We start from the raw sequence: 24088 nt of genomic DNA, 5'->3' as shown, positions 1-24088 counted from the left end.
AATCCCCTATCCTAAATTAGAATTTTCATAAGGGCTCACATATAAAACCCCATTTTGTATATCAATGATCAGCACCTCAGCATCAGCTGGAATGGGTTCCTTCTCAAAGCTTACAGCCGGCTTCGAAAAGGATCCGCTATTACTCGTGATGAGCACTTCTCCGAATCCATCCTCTGGAACGGAGATGATAACTTTCCCAAGCCGTCCCTTCAAAGCCTCCTCCGTGATTACCAAGGATTCTTGTGCAGTCGAGACTGGAACTAGAATAAACACATGAATAAACGCAACAATCATAAATGAGATAATGGCAGAAAAAATTGTGGCAAGAAGAGGTGACATAGAAGTAAAGGCAATAAACAAGTAACCGATGCCACAAAATATGGAAAAGAATGCGAGAACCAGAACAGGATTCAAAAATGGAGGTAATAAAAGTCCATCAAATAAATCATTAAAAAGGACTAATATGAAGGTCAAAGCCGTACTGATGATAACGCCATATAAGAAAAAATCCTGCAAAGTGTTAACCATGGACTACACCTCTCTATTTCCCGTAAAATCCTTTTAATGAAAAATCTTAATTCAGCGTATCGCGCAAAGCCTTCAATTCTGCTTCTATCAACCTGTCAGATTCCATTTTTTTAAATTCACGGTCAATATCAGCTTGGGTATTTCTCAGTTCCTCACTTACCTCTGCAAGAGCCTCGTATTCTAGAACCTTTTCTTCCATTCGCAAGAAGCCTTCCTTTGAAGAGGACTTTGTGTCAGTCTGTAGTGAACGATTGATCGCGGTTTGCGCTTTTGCAGCTAGTGCCCTTGTTTTCAAGGAATCTCGCTTAATCAGCAGTTCACGGTAATCAGCCGACATTTCCCGAAGCTTTTCTTGAAGCAATTGGACATTTTGGGTTGCTTGGTTTTGGAGATTCTGCATGGAAGCAAGCTCTGCCCCAAGATCAAGCTTATGCTGAATAGCCTGCTTAGCAAGCTCTTCTTTCCCCTCCTTCAGTGCTTCTAATGCTTGGGTATTTCGTTTCTCAATCAATGTCTTAAGATCCTCGACCTTTCTCTTAGCCAATTTCTCTTCAGCCATGACTTTAGCGGTTGTCCGTTCCGCCTCATCAATCTCTGCTTTCATTTCCCTTAAATATTGGTCGGCCATTTTGATTGGATCTTCAGCCTTCTCAATCAAGGCATACAGCTCTGAATTAACAATCGTCTTCATTCGCTTAAAAAATTCAAACATCTCATCATCCTCCCTCTTTATAATCTTACCTTATTTTACGGATGAATTTTTAAAAAGTTTCAAATTTTAGAAATTAATCCCACATCAAAAGACCCACTCTTAAGAATGAGAAATAGATAAACTCGTTTCCTGTGAAAATAGGCATATAAAAACGCTCATTTACTTCGTTATGCCTATCCTTTTCTGCTTAACCAATTCAAGAATCAGAAAGTTCACCCACGTAATGATGGGGATAGAAAAAATAAGTTCCAACAGATTTGTTTGACCGATACCAAACAATCTCGCTTCATCATTATAAATAAATAAAATCCACGTTATAGCTGTTAATAATACTGTATTTACTCCTAATGCAATCAATAATGCCCTCCATTTTTTATGGTTTCTCTTCAGCATTAAAACAGACACATATACAGAAACGACAAGAGAAAAGAAGATGATGAATATATTCATATCTCACTGCCTTTACAATATTTTTCAAAATAAAGAGCTAAACCTCATAGAGATTTAGCCCCTTATTATTCACTGCAATGTCCCCTACTTTGTTTTCTTCACCTTTAAGGTGTATGGAGTGATGGAGGCAGCTCCATAGGCATCTGTGACTTTAATATAATAGGTGCCTTTTTTCAGTTTGATTGGCAGGGTTTCCGTATCATTTTGGCCATAGCGATCAGAGCCCGCTACCTTTTTGCCCTTTTGATAGACTTCAATCTTACCATCAAGCTCCTTACCGCCCTCTAAAAGAATCTGTCCTTCGAAATTCTTGTTGAAATTAATCTTATACCAATCCTCATCTGCCTTCTTCTGGTTGTAAATATTGATTCGTCCTGATTTTTCCCATCTGCCGGAGGATGTGTTTTTCATGCTTATTGGCTTGGATGGAACATTCTTTTTGATCACAGAACCTGCATCCTCATCCTTATGATTTAACAGCTTCATCTCAAATGTATATTGGATTAAGCTAAACGGCACGTAATAGTAGTCAGCTGCAATATGGATGAAATACGTCTTGTTCTTATCAAGGTATTGAGACCCCATTCCAAATGGAATGATATTCGGGGATTCCTGTTCTTTATAGTCCAGTTTTTTGTTCTTATTTTTATCTTCGTAAATCAAAATATAGGCATCAACAGGACTTTTAATTTGTTTTGGGAGTCCCTTTGTTTTCGGACTTGATTGGTCAAGTGTCATCGTATAAGCACCTGATGTTTTCGGCTGGTAATAGAAGAATTCTTCATCAAAATTTTTGCCGAAATCGCCTTGGAATTTCATAGCCGGCAGCTTCTTGATTTTAGAAATGTCATTATTATTCTCATATTTATCGGAAGGAGCCGCTAGGAACTTGGATGTAAAGGAGTACGGCTTTTCGCTGTATCGTCCGTTCCAATCATCCATTGTGAGATTTAAATAATACGTCTCACCTTTCTCTAGTGATAAATACATCTTGTTGGAGAGATTACTAGATAGGAAATCAATGTTAAATCCAATCATATCAAGATATCTCAGTTTCTTACCTGTATCTTGATCCTGATATTTACCGATTTGATAAGCCTGTGCCAAATGATTAGCCTTGCCAAAATCAAAGGCATAGACCCCTGTCTTTGTTGCAGTGAAACGATACCAATCAGTATCACCCCTCGATTGGAGATAGCCTGATTGCTTGTTTGTCAGTTTATATGGCTTTGCCATCTCATCAAGCACATCAATTATGAGACCATCATCAGGAGAAGTCTCATATTCTTCCTCCGAAATGAACTCAAAGATATTCGTGATTCCATCTTCATCAGCCGGCATAGAAATCTTTGTCACCTTAAACTCATATGGATCGGCATTTTGCGGAACAGTGCCTTGAATTAAAGAAGAGGATCCTTCATACTCCCCAGAATCTGAGAACATAATGAAAAAGAAATCAAAACTCATTGATTCATAACGATTGGATACCTGAATTGTGTAGGTTGTATTCGGGTCTGCTTCCAGTACATCTGATTCGCTTTCGCCAATGCCTCCGTTATTGATTTCAAGAATGAGCTCGCTCCCATCCTCCCCATCAAACTCGCCTTCCTCTTCATCCATTTCCGTTCCGTTTTCTGTCTCTGCTCCGTCCTCGTATTCCTCTTCTTCATCTTTATAATCTGCAAACACTTGAATACTGACATCGCTTCCTGGCTGAGCAGCCAGCTCGAGCTTAATCATCTCAGGCTTATTCCCCGTTGTGAATTGGTAGAAATCATCATCTCCGTTTTTACCGAGGAGATACATACCTTTATTTTTGGTGCTGTATGGTAAGCTGCCAATTGCGATAGGTGTGTCTATTGTTGATTCATCCGCTTTAGGGCTTGTTTTCTTAACGGATAATTCATACTCAGACAGCTTGCTGCCTTTTACATCATAGTTGCCCGAGATATCCTTGACCCCAATAGCCAGTGTCCCGTCATACGGAGCAGTGAAATAATAGCCTTCTGTCTTTCCTTCCTTTACATCGTTAATTAGCTTTACCTTTTGTTTTTTGCCATCCTTTGAATAAACATTGACATACAGCTGGGAATCAAAAACCTTTGATTCCTTTAGATTAATTTGATAGGTTTCCCCTTTTTTAACGGTTTTCTTGACCCAATGCTGATCTAATGGCTTTGTAAAGACCCGTTTGGACGTGTATTTTGCTCCGCTGAAGGTTTTGGCCTTCTTCAGGATAGTGTCTTTATTCCATGCCTCAACAGAAAGGGAAGGAATATCTTTTTTCTTAAACTTCAATGCGGCTACTGGGTTGACCATGCCATACCCATACTTGGCATCGAATCCTTTTGCGCCAAGATCTGTGGCAGTCTTCTTCAGAATATATTCGACTTGTGCAGCGTTTAGGCTTGGATATTTTGATAACAAAAGTGAGACTGTTCCTGTCACCATTGGAGTTGCCATAGATGTTCCGCTCAATGCTTCAAAGGTTGATTTCTTCTCGAGTGAGTAAGTCGGAGCATAAATATTATCCCCAGGTGCAACTAAATCAGTCGAAACTCCATAAGAGGAGTATTCGGTCAACGTTTTATTCTTATCGACAGCACCAACACTAATAACTCCTGCATAGGATGCCGGATATTGAGGATAATCCCCACCTTCATTCCCTGCTGCCGCTACCATGACTATTCCAGCCTTCCGAGCCTTTTCTACAGCGGCCTCCATGATTGGCGAGCTATAATAAGAACCAAGACTCATATTGATAACCTTGACTTTCTTTTTGATCGCTTGGAGGATTCCTTCAGCTACCGTATAATCCGTCGTAAAGAAATCACGGTTAAAGACATCAATGGAAATAAGATCGGACTGTGGATTAATGCCGTATCCCCCAACCCCGTTATTCTTCTCCCCTGCAATAATCCCTGCAACATGTGTCCCATGGTTATCAGCCATAGGCGCATTAATTGGATTGATGGCATTATAGCTTGATTTAATCTTGTTCTTTAATTCAGGATGGTTTTTATCTATCCCAGTATCAATAACTGCAACAGATACTTTATTCTTACCGGCTAATTTCTGAGCAGCCGGCAGGTTTAATAATTTGTTGAAGTACTGCTTGCTCACTTTTGGGTCTGTCTTGACCGATGATAATTTGAATTTCACTCCTGGACTGACAGACTGCACATTCCCAGCCTTGCTTAGTTTGGCAAGAGCTTCACGTGCTGCACTTGTTTTTTTGAATTTAATGACACTGTAGCCAAGCGCGCTATAATCCTTTTTAAAAGAGACATCCTTTGCCCGGTATAAGTGACTGATCTTTCCCGAGTATTTAACAATGAGTGTGTCCTCCTGCAAATACTCCTCATGTTTTTGCCCCGTTTTCTTCTGCGGCAATTCTAAATTTGCTTGGACTGACCGGTCAAGTGATGATTTCCCAAAACCTGCCGCATAAGTCCCCCCTGCAGCTGACATCGTTAACATGCCAGCTGCCATAACGGCGATTAGCTTCTTCATTGTTTCTCCCTTCCTCTTTCTGTATTTCTTACATATTACAAATTCGTGACAACATTACCAAATCCTTTCATTTATTTCATTTTTATTTCGACAAATATCTACATCCCAATACATAAAAAAACCCCTTGCCATTCTATGGCAAGGGGTTAATTCTCTTTATTAAGCTTTCATGATTTTGATTGTATCATCCTCAAGTACCGCCTTGAAGGCTTTAACCTCAGGGTGGTCAAAGATAGAATCTGCAATGGCATCTTCCAATCTTTCTTGGATTACTCTGCGCAATGGACGGGCACCGAATGCTGGATTATATCCCAATTCAGCCAATTTCGCTTTCACTTCATCTGTCACTTCAAGTGTTAATCCTTCCTCTTTGAGCATTCCGTCAAGCTCATCAAGCATAAGATCGACGATTTGAAGTAAGTCTTCTTTACTTAAGGACTCGAACTGAATGATATTGTCGAGCCTGTTTAAGAACTCAGGCTTAAAGTATTGGCTAAGCTGCTGCAGAATATTGACTTCCTCCTGTACGGAATCTGCCTCAAATCCTACTTTATTCACTTTATCCATCACGCCGGCATTGCTGGTCATGATGATTACAGTATCTTTAAAGTTAACGGTATGTCCTTGACTGTCTGTTAAACGGCCGTCCTCAAGGATTTGCAGGAACATATGCATCACATCTGGATGAGCTTTTTCAATTTCATCTAAGAGGATGATGCTATATGGTTTACGACGTACCTTCTCAGTTAATTGACCGGCTTCTTCGTGGCCGACATAGCCTGGAGGAGAACCAATCAATTTAGACACGCTGTGTTTTTCCATATATTCACTCATATCGAGGCGTATCATTGAATCTTTTGTACCAAAGAGTTCCTCTGCCAATGCTTTAGAAAGCTCGGTTTTACCTACGCCAGTTGGTCCTACGAATAAGAAGGAGCCGATTGGTCTGTTCTTTGCTTTCAAGCCTGCACGGCTGCGGCGGACGGCTTTTGCCACTTTCTCGACGGCTTCTTTTTGACCAATGACCTTCTTTTTAAGCTCGGCTTCAAGATTGTTCATGCGCTTGGCTTCATCCTCTTGAAGCTTGCCGACTGGGATACCGGTCTTCTCTTCGATAATACTTTGGATATGATCGACGGTAACGACCGGTTTTTCTCCAGTCCCATCTTGGAGCATTTTTTCTAATTTTTCTTCTTCATCACGAAGTTTAGCTGCTTGTTCATAGGCTTCATTTCGAAGTGCCTCTTCTTTCTCTTTGTGAATTTCAGCCAAACGTTTTTGAGCGGTTTCTTCCTCGACACCCTCGATAGTCAAGTTCAATCTTGAACCGGCTTCATCCATCAAGTCAATGGCCTTATCTGGAAGGAAACGATCCTGGATATAGCGATGGGAAAGCTCTACCGCTGCCACTAGGGCATCGTCCTTGTATTCCACATGATGATAGGATTCATACCGTTCCTTTAATCCTTTGAGAATGCGAAGCGCTTCCTCGGTAGTAGGCTCATCAACCTGCACAGGCTGGAAACGACGCTCTAATGCTCCGTCCTTCTCGATTTGACGATACTCATTCAATGTTGTCGCACCGACAAGCTGCATTTCACCGCGGGCCAATGCCGGTTTCAGAATATTTCCTGCATCCATGGATCCTTCGGCTGACCCAGCCCCGACAAGCTGGTGAATTTCATCAATGAATAAGATGATGTTCTTTCGTGATTGAAGCTCGGAAATCAGCTGTTTCATTCTCTCTTCAAATTGCCCGCGGATTCCTGTATTGGAGACGAGTGAGGCAACATCCAACAAATAAACTTCCTTCGTTTTCAATTTCGCCGGCACATTGCCCTCTGCTATCTTCAGTGCCAATCCTTCGGCAATGGCTGTTTTACCTACACCAGGCTCACCAATTAGTACGGGGTTATTTTTCGTACGTCTATTTAAGATCTCAATGACACGCTTTACTTCTTTATCACGGCCAATGACTGGGTCAATGAGACCTGCTTTAGCATTCTGTGTCAGATTACGGCCATATTGGTCAAGCAATCCCCCTCCTCTGCCGCCTTGAACGGTTTGAGGCGGTTCTTGTGCTCGCTGTTCCTGACCAGGCATTTGAAAGCCGCCTTGATTGAAATCATTTGAAAATGGGTTGAAGGAAAATGGATTCATCGCATTCATATTTAATCCATTCATCTTTGTTCCCAGCTTTTGTCGTTCTTCTTTATAGCAAGAAGAGCACAAATGGTGATTTTCCTGATGACCATTAATACGGAGCTGCATTTGAACAGTTGCTTGATTTTTTTGGCATTTTTCACATAACATATGTGACTCCTCCTCCATTACGTTTCATTTTATTCATTTCATCTTTTGTTTTAGTGAAAGGTCTTAGTTTGTCTGATTAATACCGAGTTTGACTTTGACTATATTTGACCTTTGACTTCATTATACTCTGACCTTCTTTGACTTTCAAGTATTTTGTCTCGTTTTTCTTCTTCCATCATTCATCTGCAAAAAAGCCCTGCAAGGAATGTACCTTGCAGGGCTTTTCATGTTCAAGCCATTAATTCGTTACAGCTTCTTTTGATTGTTGATTTCGGATAGTCGCCTGTGCCGCTGCCAGTCTCGCAAGCGGTACACGGTATGGTGAGCAGCTCACATAATCAAGCCCTGTCCTGTAGCAGAAATCAATGGAAAGCTTCTCTCCTCCGTGTTCACCACAAATACCAGTTTTCAGCTCCGGTTTTGCCTTTCTTCCTAATTGGACACCTAGTTCTACCAATTTGCCAACCCCGTTTTGATCAAGGACCGCAAATGGGTTATCAGGCAATACCTTTTCTTCTATATAAGTCTGCAGGAATTTCCCCTCCGCATCGTCACGGCTGTAACCAAAGGTCGTCTGTGTTAAATCATTTGTACCGAATGAGAAGAAATCTGCTTCCTCCGCAATTTCATCCGCTGTTAAAGCCGCACGCGGAATCTCAATCATGGTTCCAACCGTATAAGTGAATGTAAGACCTGTTTCCTTTTCAACCTCCTGTGCCGTATCAATGACGAGCTGTCTCATTTGTCTAAGCTCATTCACATGTCCGACAAGCGGAATCATGATTTCTGGTTGTACAGGGAGTCCCTTCTTCATGATGGATGCAACGGCATAGAATATGGCTTTTGCTTGCATACCATAGATTTCAGGATGAATCATTCCTAAACGGCAGCCCCTATGACCTAGCATTGGATTAAACTCATCCAATTGGCGGACTTTCTTTAATAATGCTTCTTTCTCTGCTAGTTCTGAGCTATCAGGTTCTATGATTTGCAGCTTTGTCACATCGACCAGCAATTCTTCCTTGTCCGGCAGGAACTCATGCAGAGGAGGGTCAAGCAGACGAATCGTCACCGGATTTCCCTCCATTGCCTCAAATATCCCTTCAAAATCCTCCTGCTGCATCGGAAGGAGATGGCTCAGAGCTTCCTCCCGCTCAGGCAAGGTTTCTGCCAAGATCATGCTTTGGACAAAAGGAACCCTTTTTGCATCCATAAACATATGCTCCGTCCGGCAAAGACCGATACCGCCCGCTCCGAACTCAAGTGCCTTTCTTGCATCTTCTGGATTATCAGCATTGGCTCTGACACCAAGGTCTCTCAATTCATCAGCCCATTTTAATAAGGTCTTAAATTCCTCGGAGAGTTCAGGCTCAATCATCGGTATTTCACCAAGCATGATTTCCCCAGTTGAACCGTCAATCGTAATGGTCTCTCTATGTTTAACGACTACCTCGCCAACCTTGAACTGCTTCTCTTTCAAATCAATCTTCAATGCATCACAGCCGCAAATGCAGGCTTTTCCCATCCCACGGGCAACAACGGCTGCATGACTTGTCATCCCGCCCCTGCTAGTAACGATCGCCTGAGATGCGACTATTCCGTGAATATCATCTGGTGTTGTTTCCGGACGGACGAGAATGACCTTCACTCCCTCTGAAGCCAACAGTTCTGCTTCATCTGCATCAAAGACAACCTGACCAGTAGCCGCGCCTGGAGATGCTGGAAGACCTTTAGCCAGCTGCTTTCGCACGTGGGTATCATCTATGCGGCGGTGAAGCAGCTGATCAAGCTGTTCTGGATCGACACGCAAAAGAGCGGTCTCTTTATCGATGATTCCTTCTTGTTCCATTTCAACTGCGATGCGGATGGCTGCTTGCGCAGTTCGCTTCCCATTTCTTGTCTGCAAAATGAATAAGTTCCCGCGTTCAACCGTAAATTCAATATCCTGCATGTCCAAATAATGACTCTCCAGCTTTTTACATGTATCAGTAAATTGCTTGAACACTGCCGGCATATCCTTTTCCAATGCCTGAATGGGTTCAGGTGTCCGTATTCCTGCCACGACATCCTCCCCTTGGGCATTGATTAAATATTCTCCATATAAGATATGCTCACCTGTAGAAGGGTTCCGTGTGAAGGCGACACCTGTGCCGGAATCTTCGCCCATGTTTCCAAAGACCATACTTTGAATATTAACAGCAGTCCCCAAATGATCAGGAATCTTGTTTAAACGTCTATACACTTTCGCCCGCTGATTATTCCAAGAATCGAATACAGCATTAACAGCCAGGAATAATTGCTGTTCGGGATCTTCCGGGAAGGCCTGCTTCGTATGCTTTTGCACGATTTTTTTGTAGCCTTCAATGATTCCCATCCAATCCTCTGCTGTCATTTCAGGATCATGCTTATAGCCTTTCTCTTCTCGTGTTTCCTCCAAATATTGTTCAAAATAAAAAGTATCAACGCCTAAAACAACATCAGAGAACATTTGAATGAAGCGGCGGTAAGAATCATAAGCAAAGCGAGGATTATTCGTCAGCTTGGCCATCCCGACGACCGTTTCCGCATTCATGCCCAAATTCAAAATGGTATCCATCATTCCCGGCATGGAAAAAACAGCCCCAGAACGAACGGATACAAGGAGCGGGTTCGCTGGATCGCCTAATTTCTTGCCTGTTATGCTCTCTAATTCAGAGAGAGCCTTTAAGATTTGTGTCTTAACCTCAGAAGAAATCGTTTTATCATTTTCATAATAGGAGTTACAAGCCTCCGTGCTGATGGTGAACCCGAACGGTACGGGTAATCCAATGTTCGTCATTTCTGCCAGGTTGGCACCCTTGCCTCCAAGCAATTCCTTCATAGTGCTGTTTCCTTCATTGAATAGATAGACGAATTTGGTCATTATTTGTAACTCCTTTCACTTTTTAAAATATCAAGTATGACGCTGGCTGTTTCTTCAACAGCTTTATTAGACACATTAATAACAGGGCAGCCGACCCTTTTCATTATTTTCTCGGCATAATCCAGCTCCTCAAGAATTCTCTCATAGCTTGCATAACTGGCCTGAGAGGTAAGCCCTAAAGATTTAAGCCGCTCTTTCCGAATGGCATTGAGCTTGTCCGGCGTAATAATAAGCCCGAAGCATTTACTTTTTTTGATCTTAAATAGTTCCTCCGGCGGAGTTACCTCAGGTACAAGGGGAACATTGGCTACTTTGTATCTCTTATGGGCTAGATACATGGAAAGAGGTGTCTTGGAGGTTCTTGATACACCAATTAATACAATATCGGCATTCAATACACCTCTAGGGTCTCTTCCATCATCATATTTAACGGCAAATTCAACCGCTTCAACCTTGCGGAAGTAATCATCATCAAGCTGTCTCATCAAGCCTGAGCGATGGGTTGCCTCCTTATGAAATTTCTCTTCAAAGGCATTCATTAATGGGTATAGCAAATCAACGGCCCGGATATTCTCCAAGGCTGCCCGGCGGTCCAGGTATTCCTTTAAGGATGGGATAACAATCGTATAAGCAATTATTGATTTCTGCTGTCTTGCCATGTTAATAATCTCATCAATATCCTCTTCGCTTTGAACGAATGAGTTTCTCCTGATATCCACATGACCCCCATTGAATTGCGTTGAAACGGCTTTTACCACAAATTCTGCTGTTTCTCCAACGGAATCAGAGACAACATAAACGACTTCTCTTTTCTCCAAATTTATGTTCATCTCCTTTCTGGCTTAATAACATATTCTATGTATGAACCTTGTCAATTTAAAGGGATAAACGCACAAATAAACGTCTCTCCTTCTTAATTGTGCCATACTATTTGAATTTAGTATATAACATTTATGCTTTAGTTGCCTAATATTTTGCGCAAGATTAATTATTTGTAAAAATCAAACTTTTGTCAGACAACTCTTTCCAGTCATAGTAAAATAGAAATACAGAACGTTTACGACAATGGAGAGATTATAATGAACCGAAAAACGAACCGATTGCTTGTTCTATCCTTTGATTGCTTGTCAGCTCTGGATTATCCCTATTTATGCCATCTTCCTCATTTCAAGGACATACTGGACAGGGGGTCTATCGCTCCAAAGGTACAAACCATCTATCCTTCTTTAACTTATCCCTGCCATACAACCATTGTGACAGGCAGATATCCAAAGAATCATGGAATTATCAATAATACGCTCATTCAGCCCGGTCGCCATTCTCCTGATTGGAACTGGTACCGTAGGAAAGTGAGGGGTACGACCCTTTACGATGAAGCGCAAAAGGCAAACATGAAAACAGCTGCGCTGCTTTGGCCAGTAACAGGCCGCGCCGGTATCGATTATAATTTACCTGAGATATTTCCAAATCGTTGGTGGCAAAACCAGCTGCTTGTCTCTTTGTTCAGCGGAACTCCCGCCTATCAATGGGAGCTGAATAAACGGTTTGGTCAGTTACGAAATGGACTGAATCAGCCTGAGCTGGATGATTTCGTACTCGCATCAGCCGTCCATACAATTGAAACATACGAGCCTGCCTTGATGATGGTTCACTTCACTGATTTAGACTCTATGCGGCATTATCATGGCTTTTCCTCAGCGGAAGCAATAGATGCGATTAAACGACTCGATATCAAGCTAGGCAAGATAATGGATGCCTTAAAGCGGAAGAGTCTTTTTGAGGAAACAACCATTATTGTCCTTGGAGACCATAGCGCACTAGATGAAAACAAAGCGATTCATATGAATGTACTTCTGAGGGAAAATGGCTGGCTTAACGTGAATAAACGCGGCCAGATTACAAAGTGGAAGGTATACGGCAAATCATGTGACGGCTCAGCATATATTTATATGAATGACAAGAATGACAAAGCCTTATATGACCACGTTAAAGCCTTTCTTTATTCATTGCAGCAAAATCCAGCAAATGGGATTGAAGAAGTGCTAACCGGACAGGAGGCGGAGGCAATGGGTGCTGACCCTAATTGTGCCTTTATGCTGGAGGCAAGACGCGGCTTCTATTTTCTCGATGATGCCATCGGAGATTTCCTCAATCCGATTCATCAGCATGATCAGCAAAAGAAGCATACATTGGCTACCCATGGCTATTCGCCAAAAAAGGATCACTACCATACTATTTTTATGGCAGCAGGAAAAGGAATCAAGCAAGGTGTAACAGTTTCTTCCATGAATTTAGTTGACATCGGTCCTACGCTTGCCGCCTTACTTGGCTTAAATCTTGGCAAAACCGACGGACATGTCATACAAGCGCTTTTAACCAATGATTAAGGGAGTGAATCTGATGAAGAAATTAACGAAGCGGGAGAAAAGCTGGGCGATGTATGACTGGGCCAATTCCGCCTATTCGATTGTTGTCGTGACAGCTATCTTTCCGCTCTATTTTAAAGCCTCCGCATCGGAGGCTGGTCTGGCCGCCTCCACTTCAACGGCTTATTGGGGATATGCCAATTCCATTGCCACTCTCCTTGTCTCTATTCTCGCTCCATTGCTTGGAACCATCGCTGATTTCAAAGGCTTCAAGAAACGCTTTTTTACATTCTTCTTTCTATTAGGTATTCTCTTTACGATGCTTCTGGCATTCGTACCATTTGACCAGTGGATTTTCTTATTGATTTGCTTTGTCTTAACGGCCATTGGCTTTGCTGGAGCCAACATCTTTTATGATGCCTTTTTAGTGGATGTTACGTCAGAGGAGCGGATGAGCCGAACATCTGCATATGGGTATGCAACCGGCTATATCGGGAGTACGATTCCTTTTATTATTGGTATTGGACTCATTATGTCTGCGCAAATGGAGTTGATTCCTCTTTCATTGACCGTTGCCATGCAGGCAGCTTTCTTCATAACTGCCTTATGGTGGGGATTGTTCACGATACCTTTTCTTAAGAACATCGAGCAGGTCTATTATATTGACCCAGTGCCAAGCCCTGTCCGAACGAGTTTCAAACGCCTGTACTTGACGTTTAAAAATATTCAATCATATAAAAGCTTGTTTTTATTTCTGCTTGCCTATTTCTTCTACATAGACGGAGTCCATACCATCTTAACGATGTCCACAGCCTATGGATCAGATATGGGGTTAAGCTCAACCACCCTTCTGATTGTCCTGTTTGTCACCCAGGTTGTAGCCGCGCCTTTTTCAATTCTTTATGGCTGGCTGGCAGGAAAATACAATGAGAAAATAATGATTTTATTCGGCATTATCATCTATACATTCATCTGCATCTATGCCTTCTTTATGGATTCAGCCTTGGATTTCTGGATCTTAGCCTTACTTGTCGGCACATCACAGGGTGGCATACAGGCGCTTAGCCGCTCCTATTTTGCCAAACTAGTACCGAAGGAATCCTCCAATGAGTTTTTTGGCTTCTATAATATTTTCGGGAAGTTTGCCGCTATTACTGGTCCATTCCTAATGGGTGTGACGACACAATTGACCGGTCAAACGAATATGGGTGTATTCAGTCTCATCATCCTCTTTGTTATTGGGGCTGTCATTCTTATTAAAGTGCCTGCCCATCAGCCGAAAGCACCGGCGGTACCTGAGGCGGACGTTCCTCCCGGCCATTAGATAACTTGAAACAACAGCAGCCACTTTCCTCTGAAAGCGGCTTTAGACTGTGGACAAAATCAGATTAGGATTGCGTCTACGAACAAGCATGGAATAATGTTGATGACTGTTGGAGACTAAAAAAATGTTATGCAAGCGATGCAAAATTGCTGTCATGAACTGAGTGTTCTCCTGCAAATGAAAACCCAGCCCATTATTAAAAAAAGCCATTTCAGTAAAATGAAATGGCTCAAGCTTTTATGATAAATCTATCTCTAAAGAAATAGGGCAATGGTCGCTTCCCATGATATCAGAATGAATTCTTGCTTCTGTAATCTTGTCAGCAATGGAGCTTTGGACGATGAAGTAGTCGATTCTCCACCCGATATTGCGTTCACGAACACGGCTCATGTATGACCACCATGTATAATGGTCCGTCAACTGTGGATACAGATGGCGGAAAGAATCCACAAAGCCTGCTTCAAGCAGCTCCGTCATCTTTTGTCTTTCTTCATCCGTAAATCCTGAATTTCCACGATTGGATTTCGCATTCTTCAAATCAATTTCCGAATGTGCGACGTTTAAATCACCCGTTAGGATAACCGGCTTCTTCTCGCCAAGACCTACTAAATACTCCTTCAAGAGCTTCTCCCAGGTAAGGCGGTAGCCAAGTCTTGCTAAATCACGCTGTGAATTTGGCACATAGACATTCACCAGGTAATAGTCTTTGAATTCGACCGTAATGGCTCTGCCCTCTACATCATATTCATCCCTTCCAATGCCGTACGAGACAGATATTGGCTCTTCCTTTGTGAAGACAGCCGTACCGGAATACCCTTTCTTCACGGCATAATTCCAATATTGATGATACCCTTCAAGCTCAAGGGTGATTTGCCCCTCCTGCAGCTTTGTTTCCTGAACACAGAATACGTCTGCATCAAGGGTTTCGAAAACATCTAAAAACCCTTTCCCCACACACGCTCTTAAACCATTCACGTTCCATGATACTAATTTCATCTATCTCTTAATCCCCCTATAATTTCTCTCTTCTGTTCATAACACGACATGATTCATTATACCAAACAAGACTAATTTAGCGCTTTCTGGATACCTTAGTCATTAAAAGGAGGGATGAATAAATGGGAAGAAAAACGAAAATCATGGTCCCTGAATCAAGAGAGGCACTTGACCGGCTAAAAGCAAAAATTGCCCATACAGATGATCCTAATCAAGCAAAATATGAAGTGGCAAAAGAAAAAAACATCCCGCTGTCACATGGCTACAACGGGAAGATTACGGCTGAAAATGCCGGCAGGATTGGAGGCGCCTTAGGAGGCGGAATGGTGAAGGAATTAACGAGATTGGCAATGGAGCAGTTGAAATCTAATTCGGCGCATCCTAAATCATAGGCTTCTCACATATTCCCGTACCATATTATTCATGTTCATAGCAAGCAGCAAATAATTTTCAGCAAGAACCTTTTCACGGTATCCCTTTCCATCTGTATCCTTGATGATGGATAATTGGATGGCTCGTCCACAATTATACGAGTCATCCGCCTCCTTCAATTTCTTATGGGCAAGCTCTATTTCACCTGCATTGGCTGCAGCAAATGCTTCTATGGCTGTACTGCTGCAGTCTTCCCCGCATAAGTACAAGGCTTTGATCAATTTTTCTTCTCCTTGCATAGCGAATCCCCCTCATCATTCATTACTAACATGTATGATGAAAGAGCCCATATTAGAAGCAAACCTGTCTATTTTAGTTGATTTTTCCGTTCAAAATACCGTTCTTCGGCACGTTTATACAATTTGATTTCCTGATCTGTTTCTGGAATGACAGCTGGTACAGGTGATGGTCTCCCATCTTCATCGACTGCAATCATCGTTAAATAGGCTTCTGAAGTGAGTCTGCGCTCTCCTGTCATCAAATTCTCTCCTTCCACCCTCACATAAACGACCATTGATGTTTTATGAGCCCATGTGACAAAAGCCTCAAGATTAATGGCTTCTCCTGACTTAATGGGAGCATGAAAATCAAGCGAATCTCCTGATGCCGTTACAACGGGCTTCCGGCAATGTCTCATCGCCGCAATACCGGCTATTTTATCGACATAAGCCATTACCTTACCACCAAACACGGTCCCATAATGATTCGTGTCAGCAGGCAGGATCAAATCAGTTAAATACGTTAAAGAATCTTTCACTTTCTTAGCTTCATTATGCATAAAGTTCTAGTCTCCTGTTTGATAATATCTTCCTCTTTAATTTACTATATTTTCATGGAGACTTCCATTTAGTTCAATCCGATCAATACGTATATTTGTAAACGAAAGGATATTTCATGTACAAACAAGTAGTATGTTTCTTGAGAAGGAAGGACGAAATCTTGATGCTGAACAGGGATTATGCACCTGTGCAAGGCCTTTGGAACGGGGTTGGAGGGAAAAAGAGGGAAAACGAACTACCGCTTGATTGTGCGATTAGAGAAGTTGAAGAGGAAACAGGAATTGTTTTATCAGCAAATGAAATTGCATTTAAGGGTATCGTCACATGGAATTCAGACAAGGAGGTTCATGGAGGGCTATATGTTTATTTAGCAGAAATGCCGAATGACTTTACCTATGAAACACCGAGAAAGACATCAGAAGGGATTCTCGATTGGAAAAAGATCTCTTGGCTGTTAAACTCTGATAACTTAGGGACAGGAGAAATGATTCCTCACTATTTACCTAATCTGCTAGATCAGTCAAAGCCGCTAAAGCATATCTGTACGATTCGTCAAAGAAGATTAACAGACTATGAATATACATGCCTTGATGAGCACGAATAGGCCGGGAGTACAGAGTACTCTCCCGGCTTCGTCGTGCAAATCTATTATTATTTACACATGGACACGAAATATTTCAGTAATCTCTCCATACTGAAATCATGCTCACTCAGTTCCTCTGGATGAAATTGAGTGCCGATAATCGGCTCAGCTTTTCCTTCAAATGCCTCAATTAAGCCATCCTCCGCTTTAGCTGCGCATCGCAACCCACCGCCAAGTTCTTTCACTCCTTGGTGATGGAAGCTGTTTACCTCTGCTTTATCTTTTTTCAAAATATCATAGAAACGGGTATCCTTTTCGACGGTTACTTCATGGACGGTCACAGGCCGTTCAACATCTGTTAAGTGATCGAGATTACGAATTGGATCCTCTTCATCAAGATGCTGGTGTAAGGTGCCGCCCAAAGCCACATTGATTAAATGGGATCCTCGGCAAATGCCAAAGAGAGGCTTTTTATGCTTCCTTGCCTCCTTAATGATGGCAAAGTCCGATTCATCGAGCCGCTCATCTGTCACGCCAAGATCTTCACTCGGCTCCTCCCCGTAAAACTTCGGATGAATATCGATACCGCCCGTCAATAAGACACCATCGACCATGGAAATCCAGGTCTTGGCCAGTTCCTCATTCCCTAGCGGAAAGATAATAGGGATTCCTCCGGCCTTTTTCACAGCCTCTGAATACTGTAAATAAATGATGGTGCTTTCAATTCCTTCTATTTCATATAAATTACTGGTTAATCCGATTATAGGTTTATCTTTCATCAATATTACCTCCTAATAATCGGATATTCCCCCTTTTTTGGTGAAATAATCTTCCTATGAAAAAAGATTCATAAAAAGGCATCTGCCTTCCTATGAATCTTTTTCAGACTATATAGTCATATACATTAATGAATATTCTTCTTCTCGAAATTGCCGCCCATCACATCCGTTACATTTTCAATAGCAATAAAGGCATTTTCATCAATATCATTAACAATATCCTTCAGTTTCGTTAACTCTAATCTTGTCAGTACACAGTAAATCATTTGAGTATCCTCATGCAAATATCCGCCTTTTGCATAAATAAAGGTCGTGGACCTGCCAAGACGATCCTGAATGGCCTGAGATATCTCTTCAAATTCCTTCGAGATAATGGTAACGGAACGAGATTCGTTCAAGCCCTCCACAACAATATCCATTAACTTTGCGGCTATATAATAGGTAAACATAGAATACATGGCAGAATCCCAGCCATACACAAATCCCGCAATTAGGAAGATAAAGAAGTTAATAAACATAATGATCTGTCCGACTGGCAGACGCAATTTCTTTGAGACAAGAATGGCAACAATCTCAGTTCCATCCAGTGATCCCCCGGCACGGATAACAATCCCGACGCCAAGACCTAATATTAAGCCCCCAAATAGAACAGCGAGGATTTTCTCATCTGTAAAAGGTTCCGCATGGTGGAAAAGAGCCGTACTCACAGAAAGCACGAGGATTCCATATGCGGTAGAAAAGGCAAATGTTTTTCCGATTTGCTTATACCCTAAAAATAAGAACGGCAGGTTAATCACGAAGATGAAAATACCAAGCTGAACCTTCGTCAATTCAGAGAGGATAATGGATATACCGGTTATCCCGCCATCAACGACGCTATTTGGAACGAGGAAATATTCAAGCGATACCGCCATAAGAACGGCACCGAATGTTATGAACAGGAATCTTAATAACAGCCTCCACAGTGGAGCCCTTTTGTGTTTTTTGGACAAGGTTCTCCCTCTTTTCTAAATAATATAAATAGATTTCTTTCTACTTCTTTTCAGCGGTTTGATAAACCGCTAACTTTCTCAGCACTCTGTAAATAACCCTTAGTTCATCATCATCAAGCAAGCTGGCATATTTCAGCAGGACCTCTTTCGAATGAATTTTGCCCTTTTTCAAGACTTCCTCACCTTCATCAGTTAATCTCACCAATACTGAACGGCGATCCTTCTCATCTTGAACTCTCGAAACAAGATCATTCTGTACAAGCCTCTCAAGCATCACTGTAATGGCACTTGATTTCACATCCAATTCTTCGGCTAAATTCTTCACATTAGTCACTTTTTCCTTTTGAATCTTACTTAGGAGGTGAAATTGCGAGCCTGTAATCCCCAGCTCCCTTAATTCATTCAGCTCAGATATCAAACCTTTTATAACCGGTATAAGCCATTCTTCCATTTGATTCAGGATAACCTCTTGATTATTCAAGCCATTGACCCTCGCATTCATGAAATTTTTCCCAAAGGATAAATATATTTTATCATATAATAATCAATAATGTTAATAATTAAACTATTTAATGAATTGGCGAAAAGATAGGGAAGAAAAGCTAAGCTTTCTTCCCTAGTGTACTTATTAGATTGCGTGAGACTTAGAAGCCGCCCCAATTTCAATCACCCAGTTGAATGGGTCTTCAACTTTACCAGTTTGAATGCCAGTCAAAGTATCATACAGCTTTTGAGAAACTTCTCCTATCCGGCCTCCGTTAATCTCAAGCAGCTCGCCTTCCCATAACAGTTCGCCAATCGGAGAAACGACCGCAGCTGTGCCTGTTCCAAAGGCTTCCTCCAGCAAGCCGTCATGATGGGCCTGAATCAGCTCTTCCATGGAAACTTTTTTCTCTATGACAGGCATGCCCCAATGCTTCAAAAGCTGGATAATAGAATTACGCGTCACCCCGTCAAGAATGCTGCCATTTAATTCAGGAGTCACTATCTCGCCATTGATCTTGAAGAATACATTCATACTGCCGACTTCCTCAATGTATTTCTTCTCAATCCCATCAAGCCAAAGAACTTGAGAGCAGCCAAGCTCTTCAGCGACTTCCTGCGCCTTCAACGAGGCAGAATAGTTGCCGCCTGTCTTCGCCATACCTGTTCCGCCTTTAACGGAGCGGACATATTCCTTTTCAACGCCGATTCGCACTGGATTTATGCCGTCCTTATAATAAGCACCAACCGGAGAAAGAATAATCATGAAGCGGTAATGCTTTGATGGGGATACCCCTAAATAAGTCTCTGTTGATATAATAAAAGGACGTATGTACAGGGACGTGCCTTCAGCATCTGGAACCCAATCCCTGTCAACCTCAATCAATGTCTGAAGCGCTTCAAGCATAAAGGACTCATCAATAGATGGGATACACAGACGATCATTTGATTTATTCATCCGCTCAAAATTCTTCTCCGGTCTGAACAAAAGAATTCGTCCATTCTTTGTCCGATATGCCTTCAACCCTTCAAAGACAGTTTGGCCATAATGAAAGGTCATGCAGGAAGGATCAAGCGTGATGGGTTGATATGGGATGATGCGCGGATCATGCCAGCCACCTAGTTCTTCATCATAATCCATAATAAACATGTGATCCGTGAAGATTCTGCCGAACCCTAGTGCCTCTGGATTAGGTTTTTGTTTTTTTGTTCTTGCATGAATGATTGAGATTTGCGTATCCATATGATGTCTCCTTCAAATTGTCAGAATAGTTAATAAAAATAATTGTACTCCTGAATTCCCTGCTCCGCAAGCCCTAAAGACATGAAAAAGGTCTTTTTTATAAAAAAGGATGAATTTCTCTTTTGGAAATTCATCCTTCTTTCAAAATTAGTATGCTTAATCATCTTTTTGCATAACGATATATGGGTGCAAATGATGGGTAGAATCACGTCCGAGTTTTTCTATTTCCCAATTTTTGCATTGAACATAAGTAGCGTCAATCAGCTTGAAGGCTTCTTCCTGGCTTGGAGAGGATAATACATATTCCACATTCTCCATGTGCTTGTTCTTGAAATGATACAAATATAATGGCTGCTTGATTAGGGTCTTTAATCCAGCAATTCTCTCAAGATCCCGCTCAAAGCGTTCAAGCTTTTTTAAGGTATGCTTTTTATTTTCTATCATACCATCCACATCACCCAAATCATGAACAACCGTTTTTGTCTCCCCGTGCTTAAAGACAACACGTGTAACACATGTAGGACTATCAGGGATAATTTCCCTCGATGAGTGATAAGTAAAATTCTTATAATCAAATGATAGTAATAAATCCTCTAATTTCTTCAAGCGCGGGCTGCTGATCGTAAATTTATGTTCTCCTAAAAAAGATACATTCTTCTCACCGTTCCAAAATACTCTGCCGTCTGATTGAATGGTTGATTGATATATCGGGGAGTTTCCTATACATGAAGTACGGGAAATGGAAATCTCTTTAAACAACTTAATTGCAGCCTCCTTGAAAGAATCATGCCAATAATTCGTTATAAATAAAATTTCTGTTCAAAATAATATCTTTGTAACAACAATAAAATAATTGTAACATTTTTCCTTCGTTTTATCATAAGGCAATCTCTCTATTAATTAAAGCACTTTATTCCCTATTCTCACCATAAAAATCCCTCTTTTTCCCAAAACAGTACCTTTGTATGATTCCCATGCATGAACAATGACATATAGAGACATACTAAAAAAGGCTGCTCCCTCATACGGGGTGTGAGCCAAGAACGTATCCAACTGACGAGGTGATTAGACTTGAGTTACAGAAACGAATTAGATTCGCACTCTTCCCTTTTTCACCATAACTGGACAAGAAGGAAGCGCTCAAAGTCACAGGTCAACGGACATACGATGATGTCTCAGACCAATATCATTTTGAGAAGTAACGCAAAGGCTCACCGCTGGTAAAGGATGCTTTCAAAACGAAAAAGACACCCAAAACGGGTGTCTTTTTCGCTTCATCAGACAGACTGCAAATGAATGATTCGCTGATTAGAGCTTCCTCTAAACAGCAGCTTCGGATCCCTTTTCTCCAGTTCAAACCTGCCGTCAACCAATACGTCACAATATTTAAGGACATTCTGGCAGGCAGGATTGGGATGGGTGAGGAGTTCGTCATGTGTATAGCCGCTGTATATCCAAATGTTCTTGCCCGACTCCTTCAGCCTCATGACCAGATATTGAAGTTCATCGGCCTGCATAAAAGGCTCTCCCCCTGAGAATGTAACATCTGTCAGAGGATTGGACATAACCTCCTCATAGATATCATCAATGGTCATGTCTCGACCATTCTCCCGATTCCAGCTTGAGGGATTATGACATCCCTTACAGAAATGAAGGCAGCCCGCAAAAAACACAACTGTTCTCAAGCCTTCCCCATCCACAATGCTGTCATGGATGATATTCATCACCTTCATCATCCGTGCTTCACTCTGTTTCTTTCTTCTGCACGTTTAGCCGGGTTCCATTTACTCATATCCCCTACCAAGTAACCGGTGATTCTTCTAATCCGTTCAATATCCTCTTCGTTCTCATTGCCGCAATGAGGGCAAGTATCCTGAATATACCCTTTATAATTGCATTTTAAGCAACGGTCAACTGGATGGTTAATAGAACCATAACCGATTTTGTAATGAGCCATCGCACGAATAATTTGGTCGAGTGCCTTCAAATTATTCTTAGGGTCCCCGTCAATTTCCACATAGGTGATATGTCCGCCATTACAGTAAGCATGGAATGGCGCTTCCTTACGGATCTTATCGAGTGACTTGATTGGAAAATGGACTGGAATATGGAATGAATTTGTGTAATATTCACGGTCTGTAATATCTTTTATACTGCCGAATTCAAGACGGTCTTTCTTCACGAATTTTCCGCTAAGTCCCTCTGCTGGCGTTGCAATTAAGGAATAATTCAAATCATAGGTCTCTGCTGCCTTATCCGCCTTCTCCCTCATGAAGCGGATAATATCAAGGGCAAGCTCGTAGGATTCTTCACTTTCACCATGATGGAAACCAGTCAAGGCTTTCACACATTCTGCAAGCCCGATGAATCCGAACGCGAGTGAACCTTGTTTCAGGATTTCCTTAAGCTGATCATCCTCGTTTAATTCTTCTGCTCCTTTCCAAACTCCTTGTGTATACAGGAATGGGAAGTGACGCACTTGTTTCGCAGCTTGGTATAGATAACGCTCATAAAGCTGAACTATGGCAAGATCGCACATGTCATCTAGTCGACGATAGAAATCCTCTAGCGTATTGGACAGGAGCGCCAGCTTAACTAAGTTAATGGATGTGAAGGAAAGATTGCCACGCCCAATACTGTTCTCAACACCATGTCTATTGCCCATCACCCTTGTACGGCATCCCATATAGGCTACCTCTGATTCATGTGTGCCATCATAATATTGCTTATTAAACGGGCTGTCAATGAAGCTGAAATTCGGGAATAAACGTTCAGCAGTCGTTTCCAGGGCCAATAAGTAAAGGTCATAGTTAGGGTCATTCTCATTGAAGTTAACCCCTTCCTTCACTTTAAAGATTTGAATTGGGAAGATTGGTGTTTCCCCATTGCCAAGCCCGGCTTTTGTTGCCAGCAAAAGATTTTTAATAAGCATCCGCCCTTCTTTCGTTGTATCTGTTCCATAGTTCACAGACACAAACGGCACCTGTCCGCCCCCGCGTGAATGCATGGAATTGCAATTATGTACGAAGGCTTCACAAGCTTGATATACGGTATTCTCCGTTTCCTCCCAAGCGATTTGCTCTATCGTTTCTTTGCTCCAATCACTTGGATAGGCTTCTAAGCGCTTTACATGCTTCTCATAGGTTTTACGGACAAATGGAGCAAGATCAGCATCAAACATCGGGAATGACTGACCGCCATGCTGCATATTTTGGTTTGCTTGCAATATGATAGAGGCTAGCGCCATTGCACTTGATATATCCTTAGGCGGACGCATGCTTCCATGACCGGTGTCAAATCCCTTCGTAAGCATTTGTCCAAGAGGAATTTGACAGCAGGTTGTTGTCCCGGTCGGCATAAAATCCAAATCATGCGGATAAAGCAAATTAGCTTCAATTGCCTTTTTTACTTCCTCAGATAATAGGTTTTCTCTCGCAAAAAAGCGTGCAGACTCACTGGCGAATTTCCCCATCTGCCCCATTGGAGTAGACGCATTCATATTTGCATTCTCATTGACTAATTCAGGATTCGTCAAATGAACAATTTCATAAAATGAGCTCAATAATTCCTCAACAGACTGAGTTTCCGCCAACGTTTTTTCTATACACACCTTACTCATATCAATACGCCTCCCAAATAAAAAATCCCATCACCTCTATCTTCAGGCAATGGGATTGGATTTGCATAAAAATG

Annotated in this window: 22 protein-coding genes; 5 read left to right on the top strand and 17 right to left on the bottom strand. The window is 41.8% G+C overall.

The annotated features are described in order from the left end of the window. Positions 1 to 6 precede the first annotated feature (6 nt). The 7 genes from AC622_RS09280 to AC622_RS09250 form a co-directional block, all read right to left on the bottom strand. On the bottom strand, positions 7 to 528 hold the full coding sequence (locus AC622_RS09280) for an NfeD family protein (RefSeq protein ID WP_049670817.1): 522 nt from the start codon (positions 526 to 528) through the stop codon (positions 7 to 9). Positions 529 to 574: 46 nt separating this feature from the next. Next, a complete protein-coding gene (locus AC622_RS09275; protein ID WP_049670816.1) occupies positions 575 to 1240 on the bottom strand; it encodes a PspA/IM30 family protein in 666 nt (221 codons plus the stop codon). A gap of 159 nt (positions 1241 to 1399) precedes the next feature. After that, positions 1400 to 1690: a hypothetical protein gene (locus AC622_RS09270; RefSeq protein ID WP_049670815.1), complete on the bottom strand. Its 291-nt coding sequence runs from the start codon at positions 1688 to 1690 to the stop codon at positions 1400 to 1402. Between the two features lie 84 nt (positions 1691 to 1774). After that, positions 1775 to 5203, bottom strand: a complete 3429-nt coding sequence (locus AC622_RS09265) for a S8 family serine peptidase (RefSeq protein ID WP_049670814.1) — start codon at positions 5201 to 5203, stop codon at positions 1775 to 1777. Between the two features lie 159 nt (positions 5204 to 5362). Beyond that, positions 5363 to 7516: an ATP-dependent Clp protease ATP-binding subunit gene (locus AC622_RS09260; RefSeq protein WP_049670813.1), complete on the bottom strand. Its 2154-nt coding sequence runs from the start codon at positions 7514 to 7516 to the stop codon at positions 5363 to 5365. A gap of 238 nt (positions 7517 to 7754) precedes the next feature. Continuing rightward, a complete protein-coding gene (ppdK, locus tag AC622_RS09255; protein WP_049670812.1) occupies positions 7755 to 10418 on the bottom strand; it encodes a pyruvate, phosphate dikinase in 2664 nt (887 codons plus the stop codon). Then, positions 10418 to 11236, bottom strand: coding sequence for a pyruvate, water dikinase regulatory protein (locus AC622_RS09250; RefSeq protein ID WP_049670811.1), 819 nt, complete (start codon positions 11234 to 11236; stop codon positions 10418 to 10420). The genes ppdK and AC622_RS09250 overlap by 1 nt, the downstream gene beginning before the upstream one ends. Positions 11237 to 11497: 261 nt before the next feature. Here AC622_RS09250 and AC622_RS09245 point away from each other — a divergent pair, with 261 nt between their 5' ends. Continuing rightward, positions 11498 to 12805, top strand: a complete 1308-nt coding sequence (locus AC622_RS09245) for an alkaline phosphatase family protein (protein WP_049670810.1) — start codon at positions 11498 to 11500, stop codon at positions 12803 to 12805. A gap of 13 nt (positions 12806 to 12818) precedes the next feature. After that, positions 12819 to 14108, top strand: a complete 1290-nt coding sequence (locus tag AC622_RS09240; RefSeq protein ID WP_049670809.1) for an MFS transporter — start codon at positions 12819 to 12821, stop codon at positions 14106 to 14108. 237 nt (positions 14109 to 14345) lie between these two features. Here the strand turns inward: AC622_RS09240 and AC622_RS09235 are convergent, their stop codons facing one another. Next, the gene (locus AC622_RS09235) at positions 14346 to 15104 is read right to left on the bottom strand and encodes an exodeoxyribonuclease III (RefSeq protein ID WP_049670808.1); all 759 of its coding nucleotides are present in this window, start codon (positions 15102 to 15104) and stop codon (positions 14346 to 14348) included. Positions 15105 to 15226: 122 nt separating this feature from the next. Here AC622_RS09235 and AC622_RS09230 point away from each other — a divergent pair, with 122 nt between their 5' ends. Next, positions 15227 to 15496 (top strand): small, acid-soluble spore protein, alpha/beta type, encoded by a 270-nt coding sequence (locus AC622_RS09230; RefSeq protein ID WP_049670807.1) that lies wholly within the window; start codon positions 15227 to 15229, stop codon positions 15494 to 15496. On the opposite strand, the gene AC622_RS09225 is transcribed toward AC622_RS09230, so the two are convergent. Continuing rightward, positions 15491 to 15775, bottom strand: coding sequence for a PTS lactose/cellobiose transporter subunit IIA (locus AC622_RS09225; protein ID WP_049670806.1), 285 nt, complete (start codon positions 15773 to 15775; stop codon positions 15491 to 15493). The two genes, AC622_RS09230 and AC622_RS09225, sit on opposite strands and share 6 nt — an antisense overlap. 68 nt (positions 15776 to 15843) lie before the next feature. Further along, positions 15844 to 16314 carry an acyl-CoA thioesterase gene (locus tag AC622_RS09220; RefSeq protein ID WP_049670805.1) on the bottom strand — a complete coding sequence of 157 codons (471 nt, stop codon included), beginning with the start codon at positions 16312 to 16314 and terminating at the stop codon, positions 15844 to 15846. Between the two features lie 116 nt (positions 16315 to 16430). On the opposite strand from AC622_RS09220, the gene AC622_RS09215 reads away from it, so the two are divergent. Then, positions 16431 to 16919 carry an NUDIX hydrolase gene (locus AC622_RS09215; RefSeq protein WP_049670804.1) on the top strand — a complete coding sequence of 163 codons (489 nt, stop codon included), beginning with the start codon at positions 16431 to 16433 and terminating at the stop codon, positions 16917 to 16919. Positions 16920 to 16966: 47 nt separating this feature from the next. Here AC622_RS09215 and AC622_RS09210 read toward each other — a convergent pair whose 3' ends face one another. From AC622_RS09210 to AC622_RS09190, 5 genes are all read right to left on the bottom strand, one after another. Next, a complete protein-coding gene (locus AC622_RS09210) occupies positions 16967 to 17677 on the bottom strand; it encodes a gamma-glutamyl-gamma-aminobutyrate hydrolase family protein (RefSeq protein WP_049670803.1) in 711 nt (236 codons plus the stop codon). Between the two features lie 125 nt (positions 17678 to 17802). Continuing rightward, a complete protein-coding gene (locus AC622_RS09205; protein ID WP_049670802.1) occupies positions 17803 to 18669 on the bottom strand; it encodes a YitT family protein in 867 nt (288 codons plus the stop codon). Positions 18670 to 18709: 40 nt separating this feature from the next. Then, positions 18710 to 19171 (bottom strand): MarR family winged helix-turn-helix transcriptional regulator, encoded by a 462-nt coding sequence (locus tag AC622_RS09200; protein WP_049670801.1) that lies wholly within the window; start codon positions 19169 to 19171, stop codon positions 18710 to 18712. A 126-nt stretch (positions 19172 to 19297) separates the two neighbouring features. Beyond that, positions 19298 to 20395 (bottom strand): branched-chain amino acid aminotransferase, encoded by a 1098-nt coding sequence (locus tag AC622_RS09195; RefSeq protein ID WP_049670800.1) that lies wholly within the window; start codon positions 20393 to 20395, stop codon positions 19298 to 19300. A 156-nt stretch (positions 20396 to 20551) separates the two neighbouring features. Continuing rightward, on the bottom strand, positions 20552 to 21154 hold the full coding sequence (locus AC622_RS09190) for a DUF6438 domain-containing protein (RefSeq protein WP_049670799.1): 603 nt from the start codon (positions 21152 to 21154) through the stop codon (positions 20552 to 20554). A 312-nt stretch (positions 21155 to 21466) separates the two neighbouring features. Here AC622_RS09190 and AC622_RS20665 point away from each other — a divergent pair, with 312 nt between their 5' ends. Then, a complete protein-coding gene (locus AC622_RS20665; RefSeq protein WP_082197098.1) occupies positions 21467 to 21619 on the top strand; it encodes a YpzG family protein in 153 nt (50 codons plus the stop codon). A 53-nt stretch (positions 21620 to 21672) separates the two neighbouring features. Here AC622_RS20665 and nrdG read toward each other — a convergent pair whose 3' ends face one another. Together nrdG and AC622_RS09180 are read right to left on the bottom strand one after the other, a co-directional pair. Further along, entirely contained in the window at positions 21673 to 22128 is a 456-nt protein-coding gene (nrdG, locus tag AC622_RS09185; protein ID WP_049672873.1) for an anaerobic ribonucleoside-triphosphate reductase activating protein, read from the bottom strand. Then, on the bottom strand, positions 22128 to 24014 hold the full coding sequence (locus AC622_RS09180) for an anaerobic ribonucleoside triphosphate reductase (RefSeq protein WP_049670798.1): 1887 nt from the start codon (positions 24012 to 24014) through the stop codon (positions 22128 to 22130). Before AC622_RS09180 ends, nrdG begins: the two co-directional genes overlap by 1 nt. Positions 24015 to 24088 lie beyond the last annotated feature (74 nt).

The sequence above is a fragment of the Bacillus sp. FJAT-27916 genome (assembly GCF_001183965.1).
Lineage (GTDB): Bacteria > Bacillota > Bacilli > Bacillales > Pradoshiaceae > Pradoshia.
This window is presented reverse-complemented; position numbering and strand designations above follow the sequence as displayed.